Source organism: Microbacterium sp. NPDC056057, from assembly GCF_042266945.1.
Taxonomy (GTDB): Bacteria; Actinomycetota; Actinomycetes; order Actinomycetales; family Microbacteriaceae; genus Microbacterium; species Microbacterium trichothecenolyticum_C.
Window position 1 is genome coordinate 756,490 of the sequence record NZ_JBHJWS010000003.1, and the last position, 24,004, is coordinate 780,493.

The following is a 24,004-nucleotide window of genomic DNA, read 5'->3' on the forward strand; positions in this document are numbered from 1 at the left end:
GATCAGCGGGGAAGCTCGATCGGCGCGGTGTTCGTGCGGTCGGGGTCGAAGGGCGCCGGCGAGGCGGTCACCTCTCCGCGCAGTTGAGCCAGCCGCTCGTCCTCGCGGCGCTGCGCGTCTGCGAGCCAGTCCCACCCCGATGTCGTGGAGCCGCGCCGCACTTCGGGAACCGGAGCGGTCGGGTTGCGCTCGTCGGAGACCGGCACGACGGTGATGGATGGCGCGGGCTCCGGCTGGGGCGGCGGTGAGACGAAGGGCGCCCCGGCGAGCTGGTCGCCTCGCCCGGCCGCGCCGCGGAGGCCCGCCTGCTGGATCACGCGCTGGATCGTGAGCCCGCGCTGGTCGGGATCGCCGACGTACTTGATCTCGCGAAGACCCTGCTCCTGTGCGGCGGACTCGAAGACGAAGTGGCCGTAGCCGAAGATGCGGCCGACGAGGGGCTTGTAGACGGAGATGTCGAGGATGCGCGCGAGGGGCATGGTAGCGATGCGCTGCGACAGGATGCCGTGCACGCGGAAGACCCGCATGTTGGTGATGACGAACCGGTCGGTGTGCTGCTCGAAGATCCGCCAGATCGCGTGCACGGTCACCGCGCCGCCGAGCAGCGCCGGCACCCACCAGGCCTGCGCCGGCACGAACAGCGTGAGCAGGAGCACGATGATGCCGCCGAACAGCTCGAGCACCGCCGAGACCGTGGCGGCCCAGTGCTTGCGGACCTCGTCGACGACGTGCTCTCCCTGATCCGAGATCAGGTGCTTCTCGATCCGCGGATCGAACATGCTCAGCCCTGTGCGAGAGCCGTCAAGAAGTCGACCACGGCGACACCGGCGCCCCAGACGGCGCCGACCGCGCCCTGCACCGCGTTCGCCGCGTCCTGCGGGCGGGTGATGAGGTAGAACGCCGCGAACGCGATGACGAGCACCACGACGATGCGCTTGATCAGCTTCACGGTCCGGGTTCCCTTCGACTTCCTGCTGTTCTACCGCACGAACACCCTCCCACACGCAGGCGCGCGGGCGCGTCGCGAATCGCGGCCCGGTGTTCCGGCATGCCGCGCGACGCGATCAGGGCCGCAGCAGCACCTTCGTCGCGCGGCGCTCGTCCATCGCAGCATAGGCCTCGGCGGCGTCCTCGAGCGGGAGTTCGAGGTCGAACACGCGGCCCGGCGCGATCGCGCCCGAGCGGACGTCGGGGAGCAGCTCTTCGATGTACCCGCGCACCGGCGCGACGCCGCCGTTGACGCCCACGTTGCGGTTGAACATCTGCCGCACCGGCAGCTCGGGTCCGCCGTTGGGCACGCCCACATAGCCGACCATCCCGCCGGGGCGGGTCGAGCGCAGTGCCTGGTCCATCGACTCCTTGGTGCCGACGCACTCGAGCACGCGGTCGGCGCCGATGCCGCCGGTGAGCGCGCGCACCGCCTCGATGCCGGCGTCGCCCCGCTCCTCCACGATGTGCGTCGCCCCGAACTCGCGCGCCAGCGCCTGCCGCTGCGGGTGCCGCGACATCGCGATGATCGTGGTGGCTCCGAGGCGCTTGGCCGCGATGATCGCGCAGAGACCGACCGCGCCGTCGCCCACGACGGCGACCGAATCGCCCGGACCGACGCCTGCGGAGACCGCGGCGTGGTGGCCGGTTCCCATGACGTCGCTGAGGGTCAGCAGGCCCGGAACCTCTGCATCCGCCACGGGGCCGGGAACGACGGCGAGGGTGCCGTCGGCGAGCGGGACGCGCACGCGCTCCCCCTGACCGCCGTCGGCGAAGCCGCCGAAGCGGTCGTCGGAGCCCCACCACCCGCCGGTGAGGCACGACGTGCTCACGCCGTTGCGGCAGTTCGCGCAGGTGCCGTCGCACACGTAGAACGGCGCGATCACGAAGTCGCCGGGGCGCACGACCTCGACCTCGGCGCCCACCTCCTCGACGATGCCGACGAACTCGTGGCCGATGCGGTGCGGTTCGTGCGTGGGCGTGACGCCGCGGTACGGCCAGAGGTCCGAGCCGCACACGCAGGCGGCCACGACGCGCACGATCGCGTCGGCGCCGGTGGAGAGCACGGGGTCGGGGACGTTCTCGACACGGATGTCGCGGGCGGCGTGGATGACGGTGGCGCGCATGACACGAGCCTAGAACGACGGGCGCCTGCCGAAGGTCGCTGGCACGATGGAGCCATGTGGATCGGGTGGATCGAGTTCGACCTGCTGCTCGGCGACGTCCGCTCCCTCAAGGAGAAGCGCAGCGTGCTGCGCCCGCTCATCGCCGACCTGAGCCGGCGCACCGAGGCGGCCGCCGCCGAGGTCGGCGAGCACGACCTGCATCGCCGGGCCAGGATCGGCGTCTCGATCGTGGCGTCGGGGTCGTCCCACGTGCGCGATGTGCTCGATCACGCCGAACGCCTCGTCGCCGACCACCCCGAGGTGACGCTGCTGTCGGCTCGCCGCGGCCTGCACTCCAGCGAAGACTGAGCCTCAGCCCGCGATCGCGTGCCCGATGACCTCGTCGCCCGCGCCGAAGCGGATGGTCCGGCCGATCGTGGTGTCGTCCGCGATGGTCGCGGCGATCACCGCGGCCACGTCGGCGCGCGCCACAGCGCCGCCGTCCGCCGGATCGAGCGCGATGCGCCCGGTGGGCGGATCCAGCGTGAGCGTGCCCGGCGCAAGGATGGTCCAGTCGAGCGCGCTGGCGGCGAGATGCGCATCGGCCGCCCATTTGGCGTCGGCGTACGGGAAGAACGACGCGTCGGGCTCGATGCCGTGGTCGGCTCGCGATCCGACCCACGACACCATCACGTAGCGCAGCACGTCGGCCGCCAGCGCGGCCTCCATCGAGCGGATGGCGGCATCGCGATCGACCGCGTACGTGCGCGACGGGTTGCCCCCGCCGGCCCCCGCGGACCAGACGACGACGTCGTTGCCCGCGATCACGTTCTCGAGCTGGTCGACGTCGAGCGCCTCGATGTCGGCGACGAGCGGCTGAGCCCCGGTCGCCGCGACTGCTGCCTCGTGGTCGGCGTTGCGGATGACGGCCGTCACGGTGTGCCCCTGTGCCGCGAGCAGCGGCTCGAGCAGCAGCGCGACCCGGCCGTGGCCGCCGAAGATCAGGATGCGGGCCATGGGTCCCCCTTCGTCGTGCCCTCCACGCTACGCCGCGGCGGCTGCCTCGCGCATCACGCCACGAGCGCGGCGATGCCCGCGATGACGGATGCTGCCGCCAGCGTCAGCGCGATGGCGATGAGCACCGTGTGCACGACGAGGAAGCGGGTCGCCTTCCCCTGCGCGTCGTGGGCGCGGGGGTCCTTCGCGACCCGGCGGTAGAACGTCGGCCAGACCAGGACGTTGAAGGCGGCGTTCAGGAACAGCAGTACGGCGAGCAGCGTCACACGTTCGAGCCTATGCGGCGAGCGCGACGGGGTCGGCGACGATCGCGCGGACGGCGTCACGGCCCGCGCGGTTCGCACCCACCGTCGACTGCGACGGGCCGTAGCCGATGAGGAACAGGCGCGGCTCGTCGATCGAGCGCCCGTTCTCGACACGGAACCCGCCCTCGGGCGTGCGCAGGCGCAGCGGCGCCAGGTGGTCGAGCGCGGGCCGGAACCCGGTGGCCCACAGGATGACGTCGGCGCGCTCGAACGTGCCGTCGGGCATGCGCACGCCGTCCTCCTCGATCGAGGCGAACATCGGGTGCCGCACCAGCACGCCGCGCGCCTCGGCGGCCCGCGCCCACGGCGTCCAGTGCATGCCGGTCACCGAGATGACGCTGCCGGGCGGCAGGCCACGGCGGACGCGATCCTCGACGCCGGCGATGGCGGCCACCCTGGCCGGGATGTCGAAGTCCTTTTCGACCCACTGCGGTTCGCGGCGCGTCACCCAGAAGGTCTCGGCGACGTGGGAGATCTCGTCCAGCAGCTGGACCGCCGAGACGCCGGCGCCCACGATGACGACGCGCTTGCCGCGGAACTCCTCGGCCGAGACGTAATCGCCGACATGCAGCTGCCGTCCGCGGAAGCGCTCCTGGCCGGGGTACCGCGGCCAGAACGGACGCGTCCACGTGCCCGTCGCGTTGATCACGAAGCGCGCGGCCCATGCGCCGCGGTCGGTCTCGACCACCAGGCGGCCGCTCGGGTCGTCGTCGGCGCGGCGCACCGCCTTCACCTGCACGGGCCGCAGCACGTCGAGAGCGAAGCGCTCCTCGTACTCGGCGAAGTACCCGGGAAGGATGTCGCGGCTCGCGGCCGCCGGATCCGCCGGCGGCACCGCGAACCCGGGCAGCTCGTGGATCCCGTTCACCGTCGCCATGCGCAGGGACGGCCAGCGATGCTGCCACGCTCCCCCCGGCTCCGGGTTCGCGTCGACCACGAGGAACGTCTGATCCGCGGAGTCCGCGCGCTCGAGCGGGACGAATCCGCGGCGCTGCAGGTGATACGCGGCCGAAAGGCCGGCCTGCCCGGCACCGATCACGACGACGTCGACGAGTGCGGGCTCCATGCCCGGCACAACGACGATCGGCCCGCGGGGATTCCCCACGGGCCGATCGGAAGAGGTACGCGTCAGTTCAGCGCGCGCGTGGAGGCAGGGATGACGCCGTCCGCGTAGAGATCGGCGGCGACGTCCTGCAGCGCGGTCAGGGCGACACGCTGCGTCATGGGGCCGTACGAGACGCGGGCGACGCCCAGCGCCTCGTACTCCCCCGCCGACAGGGCGCCGGGCAGGCCGATCACGCTGATCTTGCGCTCGCCGATCCCCTCGACCAGCTCCCGGGTGATGTCGGCGTTGAGGATCCCGGGCACGAACACGAGGTCCGCACCGGCGGCGAGGTAGGCACGGCCGCGCTCGATCGCGTCGGCCATCGACTCCTCGAGCGGGCGCTTGCCCGCGCGCACGAACGCGTCGGTGCGGGCGTTCAGGACGAAGGGCACGCCCTCCGCCGCACCGGCCGCGACGATCGCCTCGACGTTGGCGACGGCTTCGGCGAGCGGCACGAGGCGGTCCTCGACGTTGGCGCCGACGACGCCCTTGCCGATGGCGCGGCGCACGGTCTCGCCCGGATCGCCGTACCCGGCGTCGAGGTCGGTGCTCACCGGCAGGTCGCCCACGGCCTCGACGATGCGGCCGACCATGTCGAGCGTCGTCTCCAAGGGGATCTCCCCATCGGGGTAGCCGAAGGTCGCGGCGATCGAGTGGCCGGCTGTCGCGATGGCGCGGGTCTCGGGGAGGGCGGCGATCGTGCGGGCCGACACGGCGTCCCACACGTTCACGACGCGCAGGATCTCGGGGGCGGCGTGCAGTCGGGCGAGGGTCTGTGCTTTCTCAGCCTGAGTGGTCATGGTTGCCACGCTATCGGCGCTCAGCACCCTCGGGCCCGGTCAGGTCGGATCGACCTGGCCGTCGAGGTACCACCAGCGCTCGCCCTGCCGCACGAAGCGACTCCGCTCGTGCAGAACGCCGCGGTCGCGGCCGTGGCGCCAGGCGGCGCGGAACTCGACGACACCGCGCCGGTCGCCTTCGCCCCCATCCGCTGTGCCCACGATCTCGAGCCCCGTCCAGCGCTGATCCGGGTCGAGCGTCAGCTCCGCGGGACGCGTGCCCGGGTGCCAGGTGTCGTGCAGATACGCCGCGTCGCCGACGACGAACGCCGTGTAGCGCGAGCGCATCAGGCGCTCGGCGGTCGGCGCCGGTGTTCCGCGCAGCGCGGGGGCGCAGCATCCATCGAATCGATCGCCGCTGCCGCACGGACAGGGATCCGCGTCCGCGACGCGCGGGAAGCCGTCGCTGGCGGCTCGGGATGCCGCGGAGCCGAACGACACGTCAGACGCCGGCCTTCTCGGCGCACGACACGCAGCGGGTCGCGAAGGGACGCACACGAAGACGCGCGATCGGGATGCCGCGACCGCAGTCCACGCAGACCCCGTAGGTGCCGTCCTCCCAGCGCTTGACGGCCTCGTCGATCTCGGCGATCTCGCGGCGTGCGGCGTCTTCGAGGGCGACGGCGCGGGACCACTCCCCCGACAGCGTCACGCCTTCGGGGTCGTGCTCGTCGTCGGCGACGTCGGAGCCCCGATCGGCGCGCAATTCCTCGAGGGTCTCGTCGATCGCCGCGATGCGCACCATGGCCGCGTCGTGGAGCTCGTCCAGGAGCCCACGAAGCTCGGTCCGGCTCGCGGCGGAGGTCATCGCATGAGACTACGCCCGGATGTCGCGTCCTGGCCGCAGCCGTGCCGGATCAGCCCGCGACCTCCACGGTGAAGGTGACGTCCTGGATGCCGCCGTCCTCGTTCGACAGCACCACCTTCGTCGTTCCCTCGGCGAGCCCCTCGACCCCCGGGTTGTACGACGCGCCACCCTCCTCGCGACCCGCGGTGAACTTCGCGACGGACGGATCGGAGACGACGCCGCTGTAGCTGTCGACGGCGAGGTCGCCGGTGTCGATGTCCAGCACCTGCCCGACCTCGAGCTCGACGGTCTCGCCCTGCAGGTCGCCCACGTCGCGGGTGACCGGCGCGATCACGGGCTGAGACGACGCGCAGCCGCTCAGCGCGGCGAGCGAGGCGACGAGCACGAGGCAGGCGACCGGTCCGACGTTGCGCATGGCGTCATGATGACAGCCCAGCGGCTGCACGGCCAGCGCCCGGCGTTCGTATGGCCCGGCGATAGGGATCTCCCAGGACCGCCTTCTAGCCTGGAGGCATCGCGGGGAAGGGGAATCCCGGTCCCCTCCGCGAACCCCTGCAGGCGATGAGTCGCCGGGGACCACCCCTCGTGCCCGACGCCCGGAGGGCACGAGGGGCGGTCTCACCGACCCGCCCCGGAGCCGGCGATCCGCGACACCCCCCGGACGCGATCGCCGGCTTCTTCGCATGCACTGTGGATAACTCGGTCGGAGCGTCGACGCCGGCGGCTACCGTGGGGGCGTGAGGACTCGGGTGACGGCGGCGGCGCTCAGCGGGCTGCTCGTCCTCGCCCTTGCGGGGTGCACCACGCCTGGGCCTGCGGAGCCCACACCGACTCCGGCGTTCTCGAGCGACGAAGAGGCGTTCGCCGCGGCTGAGGAGACGTACCGCGCTTATGTGGACGCGTTGAACCAGGTGGATCTGAGCGACCCGGAGACGTTCGAAGCGGTGTTTGATCTCACCACCGGACAGGCCAACTCGGACTTCCGGAAGTCGTTCTCCGCGATGCATGCCGACGGGATGACGGTGAGCGGGGACACCTCGGCGCCAGTTGTCGAGCCGCTGGGCAAGGAATCAGGGGAACCCAGCACGATACAACTCGCGGTCTGCCTCGATGTTTCGGGCGTCGAAGTCACGGACTCGTCCGGCGCATCCGCTGTCGACCCAAATCGAGTTGACGTGCAGAGCCTTCTCATCACGATGTCTTCGGCTCCCCAATCGGAGTTCGGATGGTTGATCGCGGAAATTGACGGTCGCGAGGGCGAACCAACGTGCGACTAGCCGTCGGTCTAGCAGCAATCCTCGTTGGTGTCGCGATGGCCACTCTGTCCAGCCAGCAGGCGATCGGTGCGGAGAGCTGCGCGGATCCAGCGGGCTGGATGTGCACGATCGATCAGTCGGGAACCGCAGTCGAAGTCGGACGTAGCGAGTCGCAGCCCGGCAAGGCCGCGGACAGGGAGCCCCACTCCAACTCGGGCGCCGCTCCCAGACCCGAAGCGTCCGCGGAGCCCGAGGACTGCGGCCCGCTCAACCGGTGCGAGAACTACGTCGTCGCCGGCCCGCCGGATGTGACGCTCGCCGATCTCGCCTCCTTCCGGCCCGCGCAGCCGACGCTCGGCGGCGAGCCCGCGGGGTTCGGCGTGGTCGGCATGCCGACGAACCTGCTGGCTTCGGCGTCCGAGCAGCGCATCCCAGGCACGGTGCTCGGCTGGGACGTCACCGTGCGGTTCGTCCCGGTCGCGTACGTGTTCGACAACGGCGACGGCACGACCACGCGGGCGAGCACGGGCGGCGCATCGTGGACGGCGCTCGGGCAGGGGCAGTTCACGCCGACCGCGACAAGCCACGCGTACCGGGCCCGCGGCACGTATCCGGTGTCGGTGACGGTCGAGTACGAGGCATCCGTCGACTTCGGAAGCGGCACGTGGCGGACGGTTCCCGGCGTGGTCCGGGCCGAGGCCGCCGGCTACGGCGTGCGGGTCGTCGAGGTGCGCACCGCGCTCGTGGACCGCACCTGCGTCGAGGATCCGACCGGCCCCGGCTGCTGAACCGCTCCGGCGAGCACGCGGCGGGCGCGCTTCGCCAGTCGCACCACCGCGCGCAGCGGCACCCCGACGGCGTAGGCCACGGTACCCGAGGCCGACGTGTCACTGCGGCCGAGGGCGACCTTGCGCTCCCACGCGTCGCGGAGCGCGCCGCCCCGGCGCACCACCGACGCGCGTGCCGGAAGCCGCCCCGCCGCCCGCTGTGCGAGCAGCGCGTCGACATGCGCGGTCCAGTCGTCGGCCTCAGGGGCGTGGAAGTAGTTCTCGTCGAGCCACTCGGGATCCGGATGCCGGAATCGCCGCGCGACGACGTCCTCTTCGTTCGCGAGCAGGTCGGCGTCGGCCAGCGTCTCGTTGATGAGACGCGGCGAGACGCCGAACGTGTCCAAGGCGATGACGGGGATGCCACGCGCGATCGCCTCGATCGCGGCCGTGGAGCTGACGGTGACGAGCCCCTCGGCCGTGTCGAGCGCGTCGCCCATCGATCCCGTCGAGGTGACGAGGTTCGGCGGCAGCGGCCCGAGCGAAGCGAGCAGCTCAGGGTAGCCGTCGAGCTCGGCGTGCGTCTGGTGCTCGCCCGACGCGGCTCGGAGCTTCACCACGACGCGCCGCGACGGATCCGCCTCGGCCGCTCGCACGAGCAGACGCGCGACGCGCAGCCGGTCCTCCCGCTCGGCGGGGACCTTCGCCTGGGTGGCGAACACGAGATCGGTGCCCTCGGCATCCGGGCGGGCGCCGCCGCCGGCGGTCACGGCACCACGCGCGAACGGCAGGGTCGCGAGGGCGTAGCGGTGGGCGTAGCCGGTGCGAGCCGACAGCGCACCGAACTCCCGCACCTCGCGGCGCGAGTGCACGACGAACATGTCGGACTGCAGCCGGTACACGACGGCTTTGCGCGTGGCGGGGATCGAGATGCCCGGAAGCCCCGTGACCACGACCGGCCGCGGCTCGAGCGCCGCGAGATCGCGCGCGAGCACGCGCACGAGCGGACCGCGGGCTCCGATCACGACAACGTCCGCCCGCAGCTCGGCGAGCCGGGCCGCCAGGCGCGCGTAGGCGATCCGCTCCACGCGGTCCGCCCCCAGCCCGCTCCCGCTGAGGGCGGAGGCGAGCTGGGCGTCGCTGACGACGAGCGGCGTCTCGAGCACCAGGAGCGAGGCATCCCATCGCTCTGAGACCCCGCCGAGGAGGGCGGCCGCCCACTTCACGTAGGAGTCGGTGTCGGCGATCGCGACGACGCGCGGCCGCCCGCCGTCTGACGTGCCCGGACTCACGCGGGAACGCGACGCAGCTTCGCCATGGGCGCGAGCTCGCCGGGGTACACGCGCTTCACACCGTCGCCGAGGGCCGCCTCGATGACGCGGATGTCGCGCACCAGGTGCTGCAGGCCCGCGGGCTCGAGCGAGGCCGCGTGGTCGGAGCCCCACATGGTGCGGTCGAGCGTGATGTGCCGCTCGACCGCGACGGCGCCGAGCGCGACGGCCGCGAGCGAGATCTGCAGGCCGCGCTCGTGGCCCGAGTAACCGACCGGCACGCCCGGGAAGCGGTCGCGCAGCGCCGGGATCATGCGGAGGTTGGCCTCCTCCGGCTCCATCGGGTACGTCGAGGTGGCGTGCAGGAGCACGAGGCGGTCGGTGCCGAGGATGTCGATCGCGGCGTCGATCTGCTCGATCGTCGACATGCCGGTCGACAGGATGATCGGCTTGCCGGTGTCTCGCAGCGCCTCGAGAAGCTCGACATCGGTGAGCGACGCGGACGCGACCTTGTGCGCGACGACGCCCAGGTCTTCGAGGAAAGCCACGCTCGGCACGTCCCACGGCGACGCGAACCACTCGAGGCCGCGCAGCAGCGCGTGGTCGGAGATCTCGATGTACTGCTCGCGGTCGAACTCGACGCGGCGCCGGTAGTCGAGGTACGTCATACGGCCCCACGGGGTGTCGCGCGGCATGTCGCGCATGTGCTCGGGCGTGGCGATCTCGGGCGTGCGCTTCTGGAACTTCACCGCGTCCGCGCCGGCGTCGGCCGCCACGTCGATGAGACGCTTCGCAAGGTCGACGTCGCCGTTATGGTTCAGTCCGATCTCGGCGATGACGTACGCGGGGCGTCCGCCCCCGACGACGCGGGATCCGATGGTGACGGTCATGAGGCCTCCTGTGGTGCGGTGGGGTGATCGGATGCTGAGGCTCGCACCGGCGCGACGGCCGGCCGGAGCGCGTCGGCGACGGCCGTCGCCGACCTGCCGGTGAGCACGCGCTCAGCGAGGTCGCGCACGGCGCCGGCGCCGCCCGGGCGGTCGAGCACGACGCGCGCGGTGGAGAGGACGAGGGGGTGTGCCTCGGGGACCGCGATGGGCCAGCCGACGAGTTCGAGGCACCGCAGATCGTTGACGTCGTTCCCGAGGTATGCGATCCGCGACAGCGGGATGCCCTGCTGGTCGGCCCACTCGCGCAGCACCGCTGCCTTGTCGGACGCTGCCTGTCGCACGTCCACGCCGAGCTTGCGGGCGCGGGCGGTCACGACGGGGTTCGATTCGGTCGAGAGGATGAGGAACGGGATGCCGGCGGCTCGCAGCATCCCGACCCCCATGCCGTCGGATCGGCTCACGGTGACGGATTCGACGCCGTTCTGGTCGACGTGCACGGTGTCGTCGGTGTGCACGCCGTCGAAGTCGGTCACGACGGCATCGACGGGGATCGCACCCGCGTGAGCGCCGAATGCGTCGCGGTCGACGAGGGGCGCGAGCGTGCGCGCGAGCTCCAGTTCGTCGAGCGTGTCGATCTCGATCGCGGTCCGCGGCGCGACCTCGGCGATGCCGACGCTGCCGAAGAAGCGGTGGTTCGCCGCGCGGAAGCCCGCTGCCCGCATCACGTAGAAGGCCCCGGTCTCGAGGTAGTGCGGTTCACGGTCCTGGCGACGCGGGCGCACGTCGATCTCGTGGTTGACCGGCTCCGCCGCGCTGCCGATGCCCTTCTCCCAGAGGAAGCCGAACGTCTCCACGGCCGAGAAGACGCTGTCTCGACGGCGCGAGCGCACGAGCTGCACGGCCGCGGTGAGCGCGTCGACGTCGATGAAGGGCGAGGTCGCCTGCAGGAACGCGACGACGCCGACGTCGACCTTATGGGCCTCGAGGGTCTCGAGGGCGTGGACGAGGGCGCTCTCGCTGCTCGCGAGGTCGCCGGAGAGGTCGGCCGGGCGCTCGACGACCTGGGCGCCCCACTCGGCCGCGACGGCCGCGATGTCGGCGTCGTCGGTCGTCACGACGACCCGGTCGATCGCCGGGCAGCGCCGCGCCGCCTCGACCGCGCGTGCGATGAGGGGCACACCGCCGACGCGCTGCAGGTTCTTGCGCGGGACACCCTTCGAGCCCCCGCGCGCGGGGATGATGGCGACGACCTCGCTCATGCCGCCGCCGTCCGGGCCGAGCGCCGGGCGCGTCCGGTGTGCACGGTCGCTCCCGTGCCCGCGAGCACCAGCGGGAGCGTCGTCGTGGTGCTCGACGGCAGCGTGTGCACGTCGAGCGCGCCACGGGCGCCGGCGAGCACGAGCTCGACGGGCAGTCCGGTCTGGTGGATCCGCAGCCCCGGCACGGTCGAGACGGCGTCCAGCTGCTCCGCCGACTCGCGACGGTGCGGGAGGTACACCGCACCTCCGGCCGCGGCATCCCGCACCCACCGCAGATAGTCGAGCAGCAGCATCCGCCCGTCGACCGGGAGTGCGCTGCCGAGCACGACCCGACGGCCGAGTTCGGGCGCCGCGGGCGCGCTCTCGCGTGTCCAGGAGAAGTCGTGGCGGCGGATGCCGAACCCGTGGTCCGCGAGCGCGTCGACGCGGTCGGCGCCGAGGTCGAACGCGGTGAACATCGCCGCGCGGCGTGCGATGGCGCGGCGGTGCACGAGCTCGGCCGCGAAGGGAGCGACGACCGTGGTGAGTCCGCGCTCCTCGATGTTCGGGCGGGTGTACGGGCGGCGACCGAGCAGTGTGTCGGCATACGCGATCGCGTGGGCGCCGTCATCGAGGAACGTGATGCGGTGCGGGCGCAGCACCGAGGCGGCGAGCCGGAACTGGCCCGAGAAGCCGTCGCCGACGAGCCAGTGGCCGTGACGGGCGAGCAGGCTCCACGGGATGCCGAGGTAGGGCTCGAGCTCGCCGAAGCGCGCGCCGCGCGACAGCAGCTCGTCGGCGGTGGCCGAGATCTGCGGCGTCAGGCGTCCGGCGACGGGAACGGTCGTGCGGTGGGCGGCCGCCCACTCCGCGGCGCCGACGAGCTGCAGCGGCGACTCGACCCACGCCAGCACATCCTCGCGACCCATGCGGCGCCTCCTCCCGGCCGGCCCTCACGATCGGGCTCAGCGCTGTCTCCCCACGGTGAGCGCCGGATGTGAACGCGATGCGTCCTGCCGTGCGACCGTGGCCGGTCCGGCAGGTGAACGGAGGGTGGCGTGGTGCGGCACGTCGCGGCCGTGCCGCTCGCTCGACCGGCAATCTCGTTCACGCGGCCCCGGGTGCGCGTCGGCGGCACATGCCAGGATGAACGCGTGACCGACCGCCTGATGCTGCTCGACTCCGCGTCCCTGTACTTCCGCGCGTTCTACGGGGTGCCCGACACCGTGCGCGCTCCGGACGGCGCCCCCGTCAACGCCGTCCGCGGGTTCCTCGACATCATCACGCGGCTCGTCACGACCTATCGCCCCACGCACCTCGTCGCGTGCTGGGACGACGACTGGCGACCGCAGTGGCGCGTCGACCTCATCCCGACCTACAAGACACATCGCGTCGCCGAGGTCGTCGCGGGCGGACCCGACGTCGAAGAGGTGCCCGATCCTCTCGAGGTGCAGGTTCCCGTCATCCGCGAGGTGCTCGACACCCTCGGGATCCGCATCGTCGGCGCCACCGCCCACGAGGCCGACGACGTCATCGGCACCCTCGCCTCCACCGCGACCATGCCGGTCGACATCGTCACCGGCGACCGCGACCTGTTCCAGCTCGTCGACGACGAGCGCGATGTCCGCGTCGTCTACACCGCGCGCGGGATGAGCAACCTCGAGGTGCTCACCGATGCGTCCGTGGTCTCCAAGTACGGCGTCCTTCCTTCGCAGTACGCCGACTTCGCCACGCTCCGCGGCGACTCGTCCGACGGCCTGCCCGGCGTCGCCGGCATCGGCGAGAAGACCGCGGCCGGGCTCCTCGCGACACACGGCGATCTCGCCGGAATCGTCGCCGCGGCCGAGCTCGGCGAGGGGATGTCCGCGGGCGTGCGCTCGAAGGTGCTCGCGGGCCTCCCCTATCTCGCCGTCGCGCCGCAGGTCGTGGCCGTCGTGCGCGACCTCCCGCTGGACGTGCCCGACCCGCGCCTGCGACCGCTCACAGAGCAGGGGAAGACGGATGCCGCATCCCTCGCCGAGCAGTGGGCGCTGGGTGCGTCGATGAACCGCATCGTCGACGCCCTCGACGCCGTCTGATCCCTTCCCGCCGGGGCCGCCCACTACTCCCGCGGGAGTACGAGCGGGGCTCCCGCGGTCAGATTCCTCACAGAGGGGCGCGGCGTAGCATCGTGCGCATGCCCGGGCCCGTGCGTGACGATTCGAGTGCGAGCCGTCACCGGCTGCGTGCCCCCGGCGCCGACGAGTTCGGCCCGCGCTTCCGCCCGCCGGCGGCCGTCGTGCTCTTCGTCCCCGTCTTCGTGTCACTCCTGGTTCAGGTGCCCGGCACGATCGCGCTGTCGTGGTGGCAGCACGTGCCCGTCGCCGCCGCGGCGGCGAGCCTGACGCTGGCCGCAGCATCCGCTCTCGTCCTCCTCGCGGCGCGTCGACTGCCCGGGCCCACCGTCGCGGCCGTCGCCGCGCTCAGCGCCGTCGACCTGCTGATCGCGCCCGTGGGCGGGCCGCCACCCGTCGCCCTGATCTTCGCGATCGTCGGCGCCGTCGTTCGGGGCGCACGCGTGTGGGCACTCGTCTCGGTCGGCGTGGCCTGGCTCGGCGTCGTCGTCGGCGCGGATTTCGTGGGTGTCCAGTGGCACCCTGCGCGCATCGCGTTCGCCACGGTGGGCCTCGCGCTGTGCTTCGTCGTCGGTGAAGGCATCCGGGCGCGCATCCGCGGCGCCCAGGAGCGCCGCACGCAGCTGGCAGCTCGGCGTCGCGCCGCCGAGCAGGAGGAGCGCACGCGCATCGCCCGGGAGCTGCACGACGTGCTCGCGCATTCGCTGAGCCAGATCGCCGTGCAGTCCGGCGTGGGGCTGCACCTCTTCGACCGCGAGCCAGAGCGCGCACGGGAGGCGCTCGCGAACATCCGCAGTCTCAGCGCGACGGGCCTCGACGAGGTGCGCGGCGTGCTCGCGTTCCTGCGCGGCGACGAGATCGGCGCGCCCGACACCGCGCCGCTCACGCCGCAGCCTCAGCTCGCGCAGCTGCCGAGCCTCGTCGCCGGCCGCACCGGGCTGGGCCTCAGCGTCGCCCTCGACGACCGCCTCGCGGGCGACACGCCGCCGAGCGCGGTGCAGACGACGGCCTACCGCATCGCGCAGGAGGCGCTCACGAACGTGGTCCGCCATTCCGCCGCCTCGCACGCCACGGTGACGGTCGAGCACGACGCCGACGACCTCGTCCTGACGGTCGCGGACGACGGCGCCGGCATCCCCGCGACCGCGTCCGAGCGCGGCGGCCTGCGCGGCATGCGCGAGCGGGCCGAGCTCGCGGGCGGCGCCCTGACCGTCGACAGCGGCACGCGGGGCACCGCCGTGGTCGCGCGTCTTCCTTGGCAGGGCGCGGCATGATCCGCGTCGCCCTCGCCGACGACCACCAGCTCGTGCGGGCAGGGTTCCGGGCGCTCCTGGACTCGGAGCCCGACATCGAGGTCGTGACGGAGGCATCCGGCGGCCAGGAGCTGCTGCGTGCACTCCGCGCGGCAGACGTCGACGTCGCGCTCGTCGACATCCGCATGCCGGACGGCGACGGGCTGTGGGCCGCCGAGCAGATCGCGGCCGATCCTGACCTGGCCGGTGTGCGGGTCGTGATCGTGACCACCTTCGAGCTCGACGAGTACGTGATCCGCGCGGTGCTCGCCGGCGCCAGCGGGTTCCTCGTGAAGGACACCGAGCCCGCCGACCTCATCCGCGCGGTCCGCGCCGTGGCCGCCGGCGACGCGCTCCTGTCCCCCGGCGTCACCCGCACGCTGCTCGACCGGGCCGCGTCGGGCCTGCGTGCGGTGCCCGATCCCCAGCTCTTCGAGACCCTCACCGACCGCGAGGTCGACGTCCTGCGGCTCGTCGCAGAGGGACTCACGAACGACGAGATCGGCGCCCGCCTGCACCTGTCGCCGCTCACTGCGAAGACGCACGTGTCGCGCATCATGCAGAAGCTCTACGCCCGGGATCGCGTGCGTCTCGTGATCATCGCGTACGAATCCGGGCTGGTCGGCTCACAGCCCGGGTGACCGCTGCCTGCGGTACTCCGCCGAGAGCAGTCGAGATCACTCCGACGGTCGGATTCACGGATGCCGTCGCCCGCGTTGACTCGAGGCATCCGGTCGCCCTTCCCGGCGCAGCCGGTTCCGAGAGAGGAATCCGCATGTCCACTGCACTCGCCACTGTGCTCGATGCCGGCTCAGGGATCGTGGCCACTCACTTCGTCGGCCCGTGGGGGTTCGGCTGGTGGTTCCTGCTGATCCCGCTGTTCTGGATCGCCCTGTTCGCGATCCTCTTCGCGATCTTCGGCCGCCGCTGGCGTCGTGCGGCCGCGGAGAACGGCTACGGGCCGTATGGCCGCAACCCCGCCCGTCAGGCGGAGACGACGCTGGCGGAACGTTTCGCCAAGGGCGACATCGACGAGACCGAGTACCGCGCACGCCTCGAGGTGCTTCGCGCGAACGCGTCGCAGTGATCCCCCGGACGCGACTGTGGCCCCGGATCCGTCACCGCGGAATCAGGCGCCGCGGTCGCGCCCGGTCCACGCGCGCAGCTTGTCCAGCGGCCACGTCGTGACGATGCGCTCGCGCGGCACGCCGATGCGCTCGGCACGCTCGGCGCCGTAGTCCAGCAGAGAGAGCTGACCGGGCGCATGGGCGTCCGAATCGATCGAGAAGAGGCATCCGATCTCCAGCGCCAGCGTCATCAGCTCGTCCGGAGGGTCCTGCCGCTCCGGACGGGAGTTGATCTCGACCGCGACGCCATGGGCCTCGCAGGCCTCGAACACGGCCCGCGCGTCGAAGGTCGACGGCGGCCGCGTTCCGCGCGATCCCTCGACGAGGCGCCCCGTGACATGTCCGAGCACGTCGATGTGCGGGTTCGACACCGCTGCGACCAGACGCCGGGTCATCGGCCCGCGCTCCATGCGGAGCTTGGAGTGGGCGGACGCGACCACGACGTCGAGTTCCGCGAGGAGCTCGGGCTCCTGATCGAGGGCGCCGTCCTCGAGGATGTCGACCTCGATGCCCGAGAGCAGCGTGAACCCGTCACCGCTCAGGCCCGCGACGACCTCCAGCTGAGAGCGCAGGCGCTCAGGTGACAGCCCGTTCGCGACACGCAGGCGCGGCGAATGATCCGTGAGGGCGAGGTACTCGTGTCCGAGTGCTCTCGCCGCGTCGACCATGAGGTCGATGGACGTGAGGCCGTCGGACCAGTCGCTGTGCGAGTGCAGATCGCCCCGCAGCAGCGGCCGCAGGGTCGAGGTGCGCTGCACGCCTGCGCGTTCGCGCAGGTCGACGAGGTATCCCGGCACTTCGCCTGCCAGCGCCTGCTGGATCACGGCGAAGGTGGAGTCGCCGATCCCCTTGCGGCGCCGCAGGGAGGCGGTGTCCCGCAGTTCCGCGTCGCTCAGGCCCTCGATCGCGTCGGCCGCCGCACGGAACGCCTTCGACTTGTACCGCGACGAACGCTCACGCTCGAGGAGCGTGGCGATCTCGGTGAGCGCGTCGTAGGGGTTCACGTGCGGCGGTGCGACGGATCAGGCGACGTTGGATCGCCGGATCACCACCGGAACGCTCGCCAGCCGGTGGATGGCCCAGCCGAACAGGATCGCGAGCACGCCCATGCCGGCCGCGAACAGCGCGACACCGTAGGCGACGACCGAGGTGAAGAGGGATGCGCGCAGGAACGACGCCTGCATCACGGTCGCCCGCACCGGGTCGTCCTGGTCGAGCTCGGCGTACGTCTTGCCGCCCGACGCCTCGAGAGCGTGGGTGTTGATGATGTCGGCCTGCACGTAGGCCGTGAAGGGGCCCGTGACCTGCTGGCCCTGGAACGCTGCGGCGTCGTCGGGGATGGTGATGTTCTCGGCCGTGAGCTGGGTCGTCACGCCGATCCACGCGATGATGCCGACGACGATCAGCAGGATGCCGCCGATGATCCCGATGATGCCGACCGCCTTCACCAGGCCGACCTTCTTCTCAGGGGGCTCGATCACGTCGGTGGTGCGGGGCTCTTCCTCGCTCATGCGTCCTCCTCGGATGCGGTCGTTGAGCCACACGCTAGCGGCGCCGCACGGCGAGGGGGAAGAGCGCGCGCCGGAGAAAACCCGGCGGGGCGCCGGCTCAGGAGGCGAGTGCGCGCGTCGCCTCGACCCAGCGGTCCAACGTGGCCGTCGCCGCGCCGCTGTCGATCGCGGCAGCGGCGTCGTCCCGGGCCTCGGCGAGGCGCTCGAGGATCGGTCGCTGCACCTGTGCGGCGTCGCGGAACAGGCGGTAGGCGACCATGCCCGCGGCTGCGTTGAGCAGCACGATGTCGCGCACCGCGCCCTCCTCGCCGCCGAGCACCCGCCGAACCACGCCGGCGTTGTGGGCCGGATCGCCGCCCAGCAGGTCGTCGATGTCGGCGAGCGGGATGCCGAGGTCGCGCGGGTCCAGGTCGTGCTCGTGGATGTCGCCGCGGCTGACCTCCCACAGGCGGCTGTGGCCGGTCGTCGTGAGCTCGTCGAGGCCGTCGTCGCCACGGAACACCAGCGCCGTCGCGCCGCGCGTGCGGAACACGCCGGTGATGAGCGGCACCCGGTCGAGATGGGCGACGCCGACGGCGTTCGCCTCGGCACGCGCCGGGTTGCACAGCGGTCCGAGGAAGTTGAAGACGGTGGGGACGCCGAGCTCGCTGCGCGTCGCCGCCGCGTTCTTGAACCCGGGGTGGAACGCGCCCGCGAACGCGAAGGTGATGCCGGTGCGGGAGAGCGTCTCGGCCACGGCGTCCGGCGACAGGGCCAGGTCGACGCCGAGAGCGCCCAGCACGTCGGACGAACCCGATGAGGAGCTGGCCGCCTTGTTGCCGTGCTTGACGACGGGGATCCCGGATGCTGCGGCCACGAGCGCCGACATCGTCGACACGTTGACGGTGCCGAAGCGGTCGCCACCGGTGCCCACGATGTCGAGGACCGCGGCGTCGACGGGAAGCGGGAGCGCGGCCTCGAGGATCGCGTCGCGGAAGCCGACGATCTCGTCCACCGTCTCGCCCTTGGCGCGCAGCGCGACGAGGAAACCCGCCAGCTGCGATGGGGTGGCGGCGCCCGACATGATCTGCCGCATCGCCCACGTCGACTCCGAGACGCTGAGGTCGCGCCGCTCGAGCAGCGTGGTGAGGATTCCCGGCCAGGTGTACAGCTCCGCCATAACCGAGAAGCCTAGCCGGGCTCCGGAATCGGAACCGTTTCGTGACACGGCGTCCCGGGCGCGACGATTCTGCGTCTTCACCACGGGTTCACGGCGAAGTCGCAGGGTCCTCTTAGGCTCCCCTAAGTTCCGGAGCAGGCGAAGACATGCCCGCCGATGCGAAAATCGTGGCTTCGAATCGGCCATAATGGGGAGCGTGACGACCTCCACAGCGACCTACTCCCAGGCCATGCGGTCCGTCAAGCGGCCGGATCCGGTCGCTGTCGGAACCATCGTGTGGCTCGGCAGCGAGGTGATGTTCTTCGCGGGCCTCTTCGCGATCTACTTCACCCTGCGCAACACCTCGCCCGAACTGTGGGCCCAGGAGACGCAGCTGCTGAACATCCCGTACGCGACCGTCAACACGATCATCCTCGTGCTGTCCTCGGTCACGTGCCAGATGGGCGTGTTCGCCGCAGAGCGCTTCCAGCCCTATTCGACGAAGAAGCGCGGCTGGCTCGGCTGGGGCATGGTCGAGTGGTTCTGGCTGACCTTCGCGCTCGGCGCGATCTTCGTCTCGGGCCAGGTGTGGGAGTACGCCCAGCTCGTCGCCGAGGGCATGCCGATCAACGCGAACTCCTACGCGTCGGCCTTCTACCTCACCACCGGCTTCCACGCCCTCCACGTGACGGGCGGCCTCATCGCCTTCCTCCTCGTCATCGGGCGCGCGTACGCCGTCAAGAACTTCGGGCGCAAAGAGATGACGTCCTCGATCGTCGTGTCGTACTACTGGCACTTCGTCGACGTCGTCTGGATCGCCCTCTTCCTCGTCATCTACTTCCTCAAGTGAGAGCGGAGCTGAAACCCGACATGGCACGACAGACCACGCGCCGCTCGAATGGCCGCCGCAGCCCCTGGGCTGCAGCCGCACTGATCGGCATCGGCCTGCTCATCACGGGCGGTGTCTACGCCGGGGCATCCGCCGCGATGGCGGCCACCACCCCCGAGACCGTCACGAACTCGGCACTCACCGTCGAAGACGGCAAGAAGCTGTTCCAGGCCAACTGCGCCACGTGCCACGGCCTGGACGTGCAGGGCACCGAGGACGGCCCGTCGCTCTACGGCGTCGGCGAGCTCGCCGTGCACTTCCAGATGAGCACCGGCCGCATGCCGCTGCAGATGCAGGGTCCGCAGGCCCCGCAGAAGCCCGCGCAGTTCACCGAGGAGCAGATCACCGCGATCGGCGCCTACATCCAGTCGATCGCGCCCGGCCCGACCTACCCCGAGGAAGAAGTCCTCGACGGCGGCGGCAGCGCGTCCGAGGGTGGCGAGCTCTTCCGCATCAACTGCGCCATGTGCCACAACGTCGCCGGCGCCGGCGGCGCGCTGACCGAGGGCAAGTACGCCCCCAACCTGCACACCACCACACCGCTGAACATGTACGCGGCGATGGTCACGGGTCCGCAGAACATGCCGGTGTTCAACGACATGACGCTGACCACCGAAGAGAAGCGCGACATCATCACCTACCTGCTGTATCTGCAGGACAACGAGTCTGCGGGCGGATTCACGCTCGGCTCGCTCGGCCCCGTCTCGGAGGGCCTCTTCATCTGGATCTTCGGCATCGGCTCGCTGATCGCCATTACCGTGTGGATCACGGCGAAGTCCAACTGATCGACGAACGACACACGTAAGACTTGACGAGGAGCAGCATGGCCCACGAGGACGACCCGCTAGAGCACGAGAGGGCTTCCTGGAAGCCCTCCCCCGGGCTCGCTGTGGCGGTCACCGACCCGGTGCACAACCCTGGCCTCCCCCCGCACCGCGAGCGGATGACCGACCAGGACCCCGCTTCGATGAAGCGCGCGGTCCGGGGTATCTACACGCTCTTCTACCTGTCGATCGCCGGCAGCATCTGGGCGATCGCCGCCTACATGCTCTTCCCGATCGAGAGCGGGCGGATCGTCGACATCCGCAACAACAACCTCTTCATCGGACTCGGCATCGCCTTCGCGCTGCTGGCCATCGGCGTGGGCGCGATCCACTGGTCGAAGGCCGTCATGTCCGACAGGGAGTTCGTCGAGCCCCGCCACGCGACGCGCGGCCGCGACACGACGCGTGAGGCCGCCATCAAGGCTTTCGCCGACGCCGACGCCGAGTCGGGTTTCGGCCGCCGTGCGATGGTCCGCAACTCGCTGATCGCCGCGCTCGTGGCATCGGTCGTGCCCGGAGTCGTGCTCTTCCGCGGCCTCGCACCGTTCAACTCGCCGGAGAAGCCGCACGCCGGTGACCCCGTGTACCTCCTCGAGCACACCATGTGGAAGGAGGGCATGCGCCTGGCGCACGACCCGTCGGGCGAGCCCATCAAGGCGGCCGACCTCACCCTCGGCTCCGCGGTCCACGTCATCCCCGAGGCACTCGCCGAGGTCTCGCACAGCGAGGGCTACCTCGACGAGAAGGCCAAGGCTCTCGTGCTCCTGGTGCGTCTGCTCCCCGAGCAGCTCACCGAGTCCGAGGACCGCAAGGAGTGGTCGTACAACGGCATCGTCGCGTACTCGAAGGTGTGCACCCACGTCGGCTGCCCGGTCGCGCTCTACGAGCAGCAGACCCACCACCTGCTGTGCCCGTGCCACCAGTCGCAGTTCGACGTGACCGACCACGCGAAGGTCATCTTCGGCCCGGCGGCGCGCCCGCTGCCGCAGCTGCCCATCACCGTCGACGACGAGGGCTACCTCGTAGCCCGCAGCGACTTCCTCGAACCCGTCGGCCCGAGCTTCTGGGAGCGTCATTGAGCACCTCAACCGTCACTGAGCAGCCTGCGGCTCCTGTGGCTCCCGTCTCACGGAACGGCGACCGTCCGCTCGGCGGCCGCTTCATCGGCGCCACCGCGAACTACATCGACGAGCGCACGAGCCTCTCCGGCTTCGTCAAGGAGCTCGGCCGCAAGATCTTCCCCGACCACTGGTCGTTCATGCTGGGTGAGATCGCCCTCTGGGCGTTCGTCGTCGTGCTCCTCTCGGGCACGTTCCTGACGTTCTTCTTCCAGGCCTCGATGACCGAGACGCACTACAACGGCGCCTACCTCCCGATGCGCGGCATCGAGATGTCGGCCGCCATGGCGTCGACGCTCGAGATCTCGTTCGACCTGCGCGGCGGTCTCCTCGTCCGCCAGATGCACCACTGGGCCGCGCTCGTGTTCGTCGCCGGCATCGGCGTGCACATGCTGCGCGTGTTCTTCACGGGTGCGTTCCGCAAGCCGCGCGAGCTCAACTGGGTGATCGGCTTCATCCTGTTCATCCTCGCGATGGGCGAGGGCTTCACCGGCTACTCGCTCCCCGACGACGTGCTGTCGGGCAACGGCCTCCGCATCATCGACGGCATGATCAAGGGCATCCCGATCATCGGAACCTGGACCTCGTTCCTGCTGTTCGGCGGACAGTTCCCGGGTGACGCGATCGTCGGCCGCCTGTACACGCTGCACATCCTGCTGCTGCCCGCGATCCTCGTCGGCCTGCTGGTGCTCCACCTCATGCTGATGGTGATCAACAAGCACACGCAGTTCGCCGGCGCAGGCCGCACGAACAGCGTCGTGGTCGGCTACCCGATGATGCCGGTCTACATGTCGAAGATGGGCGGGTTCCTGTTCATCACGTTCGGCGTGATCGTGCTCATCGCCTCGCTGTTCACGATCAACCCGATCTGGAACTACGGCCCGTACGACCCGTCGCCCGTGTCCGCCGGTACTCAGCCCGACTGGTACATCGGCTTCGCCGACGGCATGCTGCGCCTCATCCCGCCGGGCTGGGAGATCGTGTTCCTCGACCGCACCTGGTCGTTCAACATCATCGTGCCGCTCGTCGTGCTCGGCCTGTTCATCGTGCTCGTCCTGATCTACCCCTTCATCGAGGCGTGGGTCACCGGCGACAAGCGCGAGCACCACATCGCCCAGCGTCCGCGCAACTCGGCGACCCGCACCGCGATCGGCGCAGCAGGCGTCACGTTCTACGCGGTGCTGTGGGCTGCGGCAGCCTCCGACATCATCGCCACGCACTTCTGGCTGACGATGGAGGGCGTGATCCACACGCTCCAGGCGCTGCTGATCCTGGGCCCGGTGATCGCGTACTTCGTCACCAAGCGCATCTGCATCGCGCTGCAGAAGAAGGACCGCGAGATCTCGCTGCACGGCTACGAGTCGGGTCGCATCGTCCGCCTCCCCGGTGGCGAGTACATCGAGGTCCACCAGCCCGTCGACGACTACGAGCGCTTCAAGCTGGCCGACTTCGACACCTACGAGCCGCTCGTGGTGCGTCCGAACGCCAAGGGTCAGATCCCGTGGCACGAGAACCTCCGCGCGTCCATCTCGCGCTGGTTCTTCGAGGACCGCCTCACCCCCGTCACGCAGGCCGAGCTCGACGCGGCGCTGGCTCACCAGCACCACGACCTCGACCACATCGCGTCCGAGGAAGACCTCGAGATCCAGGCGGCTCACGAGCGCGCCGGTGTTCCGGACGCTCCGCACAAGCCGCTCGACGACGGCAGGCACGGCGAGGTGCCGGTGCGCCCCTCGAACGTCATCGTTCCCGAGCCCGAGCCCGGCACGAAGGCTCCGCGCAACCGCGAGAAGGAGTCCGACCAGTAAGGTCGCCGCACTTCGCAGACGGATGCCCCGGCACGATCTCCACGATCGTGCCGGGGCATTCGTCGTTCTGTACAGCGACACCTGTCCCGCGCGTCACGGATCGGCAGGAATCGGACGACGTCTGACCGCGTCTCCGAGGCTCCCGTCACGGATGCTGACTTAGCGTGGACGCATGACAGATGCCCTCTCGTACTTCTCCGCCAAACTCGCCCTCGAGACCGACTCCTCCGACGTGTACGCCGCCCAGAAGGCCGGCGAGCAGTTCGTCCTGGTCGATGTCCGCGGCGATGCGGCGTGGGCGCAGGGACGCATCCGTGGCGCGATCCACATGCCGTACCGCGAGATCGCCGATCGCGCACCGCGCGAGATCGACAGCTCGACCCCCGTCGTCGTCTACTGCTGGAGTCCCGGCTGCAACGCGGGCGCGAAGGGCGCCATCGAGTTCGCCAAGCTCGGCTACCAGGTCAAAGAGATGATCGGCGGCTACGAGTACTGGGTGCGCGAAGGCCAGCCGACCGAGAACGACGAGGGACCACTCCCCCGGGTGTTCGACGCGCAGGTGATGGTCGTCCGCGCGCCCGTCGCAGGCTGAGG

The 24,004-nt window shown here is 71.0% G+C and carries 29 protein-coding genes; 12 read left to right on the forward strand and 17 right to left on the reverse strand.

Annotated elements, in window-relative coordinates; all coding sequences use genetic code 11:
* Nucleotides 1-2: 2 nt before the first annotated feature.
* From ACFC1K_RS15485 to ACFC1K_RS15495, 3 genes are all read right to left on the reverse strand, one after another.
* On the reverse strand, nucleotides 3-779 hold the full coding sequence (locus tag ACFC1K_RS15485) for a PH domain-containing protein (protein WP_375872274.1): 777 nt from the start codon (nucleotides 777-779) through the stop codon (nucleotides 3-5).
* A 2-nt stretch (nucleotides 780-781) separates the two neighbouring features.
* Nucleotides 782-949: a hypothetical protein gene (locus ACFC1K_RS15490; protein WP_157005503.1), complete on the reverse strand. Its 168-nt coding sequence runs from the start codon at nucleotides 947-949 to the stop codon at nucleotides 782-784.
* Nucleotides 950-1,064: 115 nt separating this feature from the next.
* Nucleotides 1,065-2,114, reverse strand: a complete 1,050-nt coding sequence (locus tag ACFC1K_RS15495) for a zinc-dependent alcohol dehydrogenase family protein (protein WP_375872275.1) — start codon at nucleotides 2,112-2,114, stop codon at nucleotides 1,065-1,067.
* A 54-nt stretch (nucleotides 2,115-2,168) separates the two neighbouring features.
* Here ACFC1K_RS15495 and ACFC1K_RS15500 point away from each other — a divergent pair, with 54 nt between their 5' ends.
* Nucleotides 2,169-2,462: a DUF503 domain-containing protein gene (locus ACFC1K_RS15500; RefSeq protein ID WP_310290420.1), complete on the forward strand. Its 294-nt coding sequence runs from the start codon at nucleotides 2,169-2,171 to the stop codon at nucleotides 2,460-2,462.
* A 3-nt stretch (nucleotides 2,463-2,465) separates the two neighbouring features.
* Here the strand turns inward: ACFC1K_RS15500 and ACFC1K_RS15505 are convergent, their stop codons facing one another.
* The 7 genes from ACFC1K_RS15505 to ACFC1K_RS15535 form a co-directional block, all read right to left on the reverse strand.
* On the reverse strand, nucleotides 2,466-3,110 hold the full coding sequence (locus ACFC1K_RS15505; RefSeq protein WP_375872276.1) for an NAD(P)H-binding protein: 645 nt from the start codon (nucleotides 3,108-3,110) through the stop codon (nucleotides 2,466-2,468).
* A 53-nt stretch (nucleotides 3,111-3,163) separates the two neighbouring features.
* The gene (locus tag ACFC1K_RS15510) at nucleotides 3,164-3,376 is read right to left on the reverse strand and encodes an SCO4848 family membrane protein (protein ID WP_363431788.1); all 213 of its coding nucleotides are present in this window, start codon (nucleotides 3,374-3,376) and stop codon (nucleotides 3,164-3,166) included.
* A gap of 10 nt (nucleotides 3,377-3,386) precedes the next feature.
* A complete protein-coding gene (locus ACFC1K_RS15515; RefSeq protein ID WP_375872416.1) occupies nucleotides 3,387-4,481 on the reverse strand; it encodes an NAD(P)-binding domain-containing protein in 1,095 nt (364 codons plus the stop codon).
* Between the two features lie 62 nt (nucleotides 4,482-4,543).
* The gene (locus ACFC1K_RS15520) at nucleotides 4,544-5,320 is read right to left on the reverse strand and encodes an isocitrate lyase/phosphoenolpyruvate mutase family protein (protein ID WP_375872277.1); all 777 of its coding nucleotides are present in this window, start codon (nucleotides 5,318-5,320) and stop codon (nucleotides 4,544-4,546) included.
* 39 nt (nucleotides 5,321-5,359) lie between these two features.
* Entirely contained in the window at nucleotides 5,360-5,800 is a 441-nt protein-coding gene (locus tag ACFC1K_RS15525; protein WP_375872278.1) for a YchJ family protein, read from the reverse strand.
* Nucleotide 5,801: 1 nt separating this feature from the next.
* Complete coding sequence (locus tag ACFC1K_RS15530; protein ID WP_310290407.1) at nucleotides 5,802-6,167, reverse strand: TraR/DksA family transcriptional regulator; 366 nt, start codon at nucleotides 6,165-6,167, stop codon at nucleotides 5,802-5,804.
* Between the two features lie 49 nt (nucleotides 6,168-6,216).
* A complete protein-coding gene (locus ACFC1K_RS15535; protein ID WP_375872279.1) occupies nucleotides 6,217-6,582 on the reverse strand; it encodes a hypothetical protein in 366 nt (121 codons plus the stop codon).
* A 322-nt stretch (nucleotides 6,583-6,904) separates the two neighbouring features.
* On the opposite strand from ACFC1K_RS15535, the gene ACFC1K_RS15540 reads away from it, so the two are divergent.
* Together ACFC1K_RS15540 and ACFC1K_RS15545 are read left to right on the forward strand one after the other, a co-directional pair.
* Nucleotides 6,905-7,444 (forward strand): hypothetical protein, encoded by a 540-nt coding sequence (locus ACFC1K_RS15540; RefSeq protein ID WP_375872280.1) that lies wholly within the window; start codon nucleotides 6,905-6,907, stop codon nucleotides 7,442-7,444.
* 35 nt (nucleotides 7,445-7,479) lie between these two features.
* Entirely contained in the window at nucleotides 7,480-8,211 is a 732-nt protein-coding gene (locus ACFC1K_RS15545; protein WP_375872281.1) for a hypothetical protein, read from the forward strand.
* Here the strand turns inward: ACFC1K_RS15545 and ACFC1K_RS15550 are convergent.
* The 4 genes from ACFC1K_RS15550 to ACFC1K_RS15565 are packed head-to-tail and all read right to left on the reverse strand — an operon-like array spanning nucleotide 8,130 to nucleotide 12,518.
* Complete coding sequence (locus tag ACFC1K_RS15550) at nucleotides 8,130-9,482, reverse strand: DUF6716 putative glycosyltransferase (RefSeq protein ID WP_375872282.1); 1,353 nt, start codon at nucleotides 9,480-9,482, stop codon at nucleotides 8,130-8,132. The two genes, ACFC1K_RS15545 and ACFC1K_RS15550, sit on opposite strands and share 82 nt — an antisense overlap.
* Nucleotides 9,479-10,351, reverse strand: a complete 873-nt coding sequence (locus ACFC1K_RS15555; RefSeq protein ID WP_375872283.1) for an N-acetylneuraminate synthase family protein — start codon at nucleotides 10,349-10,351, stop codon at nucleotides 9,479-9,481. Before ACFC1K_RS15555 ends, ACFC1K_RS15550 begins: the two co-directional genes overlap by 4 nt.
* Nucleotides 10,348-11,610: a cytidylyltransferase domain-containing protein gene (locus ACFC1K_RS15560; RefSeq protein ID WP_375872284.1), complete on the reverse strand. Its 1,263-nt coding sequence runs from the start codon at nucleotides 11,608-11,610 to the stop codon at nucleotides 10,348-10,350. Before ACFC1K_RS15560 ends, ACFC1K_RS15555 begins: the two co-directional genes overlap by 4 nt.
* Complete coding sequence (locus ACFC1K_RS15565; RefSeq protein WP_375872285.1) at nucleotides 11,607-12,518, reverse strand: hypothetical protein; 912 nt, start codon at nucleotides 12,516-12,518, stop codon at nucleotides 11,607-11,609. The genes ACFC1K_RS15560 and ACFC1K_RS15565 overlap by 4 nt, the downstream gene beginning before the upstream one ends.
* Nucleotides 12,519-12,743: 225 nt before the next feature.
* On the opposite strand from ACFC1K_RS15565, the gene ACFC1K_RS15570 reads away from it, so the two are divergent.
* The 4 genes from ACFC1K_RS15570 to ACFC1K_RS15585 all read left to right on the forward strand — a co-directional run bounded on the left by ACFC1K_RS15570 (nucleotide 12,744) and on the right by ACFC1K_RS15585 (nucleotide 16,082).
* The gene (locus tag ACFC1K_RS15570; RefSeq protein ID WP_375872286.1) at nucleotides 12,744-13,667 is read left to right on the forward strand and encodes a 5'-3' exonuclease H3TH domain-containing protein; all 924 of its coding nucleotides are present in this window, start codon (nucleotides 12,744-12,746) and stop codon (nucleotides 13,665-13,667) included.
* Nucleotides 13,668-13,765: 98 nt separating this feature from the next.
* On the forward strand, nucleotides 13,766-14,977 hold the full coding sequence (locus tag ACFC1K_RS15575; RefSeq protein WP_375872287.1) for a sensor histidine kinase: 1,212 nt from the start codon (nucleotides 13,766-13,768) through the stop codon (nucleotides 14,975-14,977).
* Nucleotides 14,974-15,636: a response regulator gene (locus ACFC1K_RS15580; protein WP_375872288.1), complete on the forward strand. Its 663-nt coding sequence runs from the start codon at nucleotides 14,974-14,976 to the stop codon at nucleotides 15,634-15,636. The genes ACFC1K_RS15575 and ACFC1K_RS15580 overlap by 4 nt, the downstream gene beginning before the upstream one ends.
* Nucleotides 15,637-15,770: 134 nt before the next feature.
* Complete coding sequence (locus ACFC1K_RS15585; RefSeq protein ID WP_310290387.1) at nucleotides 15,771-16,082, forward strand: hypothetical protein; 312 nt, start codon at nucleotides 15,771-15,773, stop codon at nucleotides 16,080-16,082.
* Between the two features lie 42 nt (nucleotides 16,083-16,124).
* On the opposite strand, the gene ACFC1K_RS15590 is transcribed toward ACFC1K_RS15585, so the two are convergent.
* The 3 genes from ACFC1K_RS15590 to trpD all read right to left on the reverse strand — a co-directional run bounded on the left by ACFC1K_RS15590 (nucleotide 16,125) and on the right by trpD (nucleotide 18,792).
* Nucleotides 16,125-17,126, reverse strand: coding sequence for a PHP domain-containing protein (locus ACFC1K_RS15590; RefSeq protein WP_375872289.1), 1,002 nt, complete (start codon nucleotides 17,124-17,126; stop codon nucleotides 16,125-16,127).
* 18 nt (nucleotides 17,127-17,144) lie between these two features.
* Nucleotides 17,145-17,633, reverse strand: a complete 489-nt coding sequence (locus ACFC1K_RS15595; protein ID WP_310290383.1) for an aromatic ring-opening dioxygenase LigA — start codon at nucleotides 17,631-17,633, stop codon at nucleotides 17,145-17,147.
* Between the two features lie 97 nt (nucleotides 17,634-17,730).
* Nucleotides 17,731-18,792: an anthranilate phosphoribosyltransferase gene (trpD, locus tag ACFC1K_RS15600; RefSeq protein ID WP_310290381.1), complete on the reverse strand. Its 1,062-nt coding sequence runs from the start codon at nucleotides 18,790-18,792 to the stop codon at nucleotides 17,731-17,733.
* 187 nt (nucleotides 18,793-18,979) lie between these two features.
* Between trpD and ACFC1K_RS15605 the strand changes: the two genes are divergently transcribed.
* From ACFC1K_RS15605 to ACFC1K_RS15625, 5 genes are all read left to right on the forward strand, one after another.
* Nucleotides 18,980-19,621 carry a heme-copper oxidase subunit III gene (locus ACFC1K_RS15605; protein ID WP_310290379.1) on the forward strand — a complete coding sequence of 214 codons (642 nt, stop codon included), beginning with the start codon at nucleotides 18,980-18,982 and terminating at the stop codon, nucleotides 19,619-19,621.
* 20 nt (nucleotides 19,622-19,641) lie between these two features.
* Nucleotides 19,642-20,445: a cytochrome c gene (locus tag ACFC1K_RS15610; RefSeq protein ID WP_310290377.1), complete on the forward strand. Its 804-nt coding sequence runs from the start codon at nucleotides 19,642-19,644 to the stop codon at nucleotides 20,443-20,445.
* A 38-nt stretch (nucleotides 20,446-20,483) separates the two neighbouring features.
* Nucleotides 20,484-21,563, forward strand: coding sequence for a Rieske 2Fe-2S domain-containing protein (locus tag ACFC1K_RS15615; RefSeq protein WP_310290375.1), 1,080 nt, complete (start codon nucleotides 20,484-20,486; stop codon nucleotides 21,561-21,563).
* Between the two features lie 35 nt (nucleotides 21,564-21,598).
* The gene (locus ACFC1K_RS15620; RefSeq protein WP_310290373.1) at nucleotides 21,599-23,410 is read left to right on the forward strand and encodes a cytochrome bc complex cytochrome b subunit; all 1,812 of its coding nucleotides are present in this window, start codon (nucleotides 21,599-21,601) and stop codon (nucleotides 23,408-23,410) included.
* Between the two features lie 172 nt (nucleotides 23,411-23,582).
* Complete coding sequence (locus ACFC1K_RS15625; protein WP_375872290.1) at nucleotides 23,583-24,002, forward strand: rhodanese-like domain-containing protein; 420 nt, start codon at nucleotides 23,583-23,585, stop codon at nucleotides 24,000-24,002.
* Nucleotides 24,003-24,004: the final 2 nt, after the last annotated feature.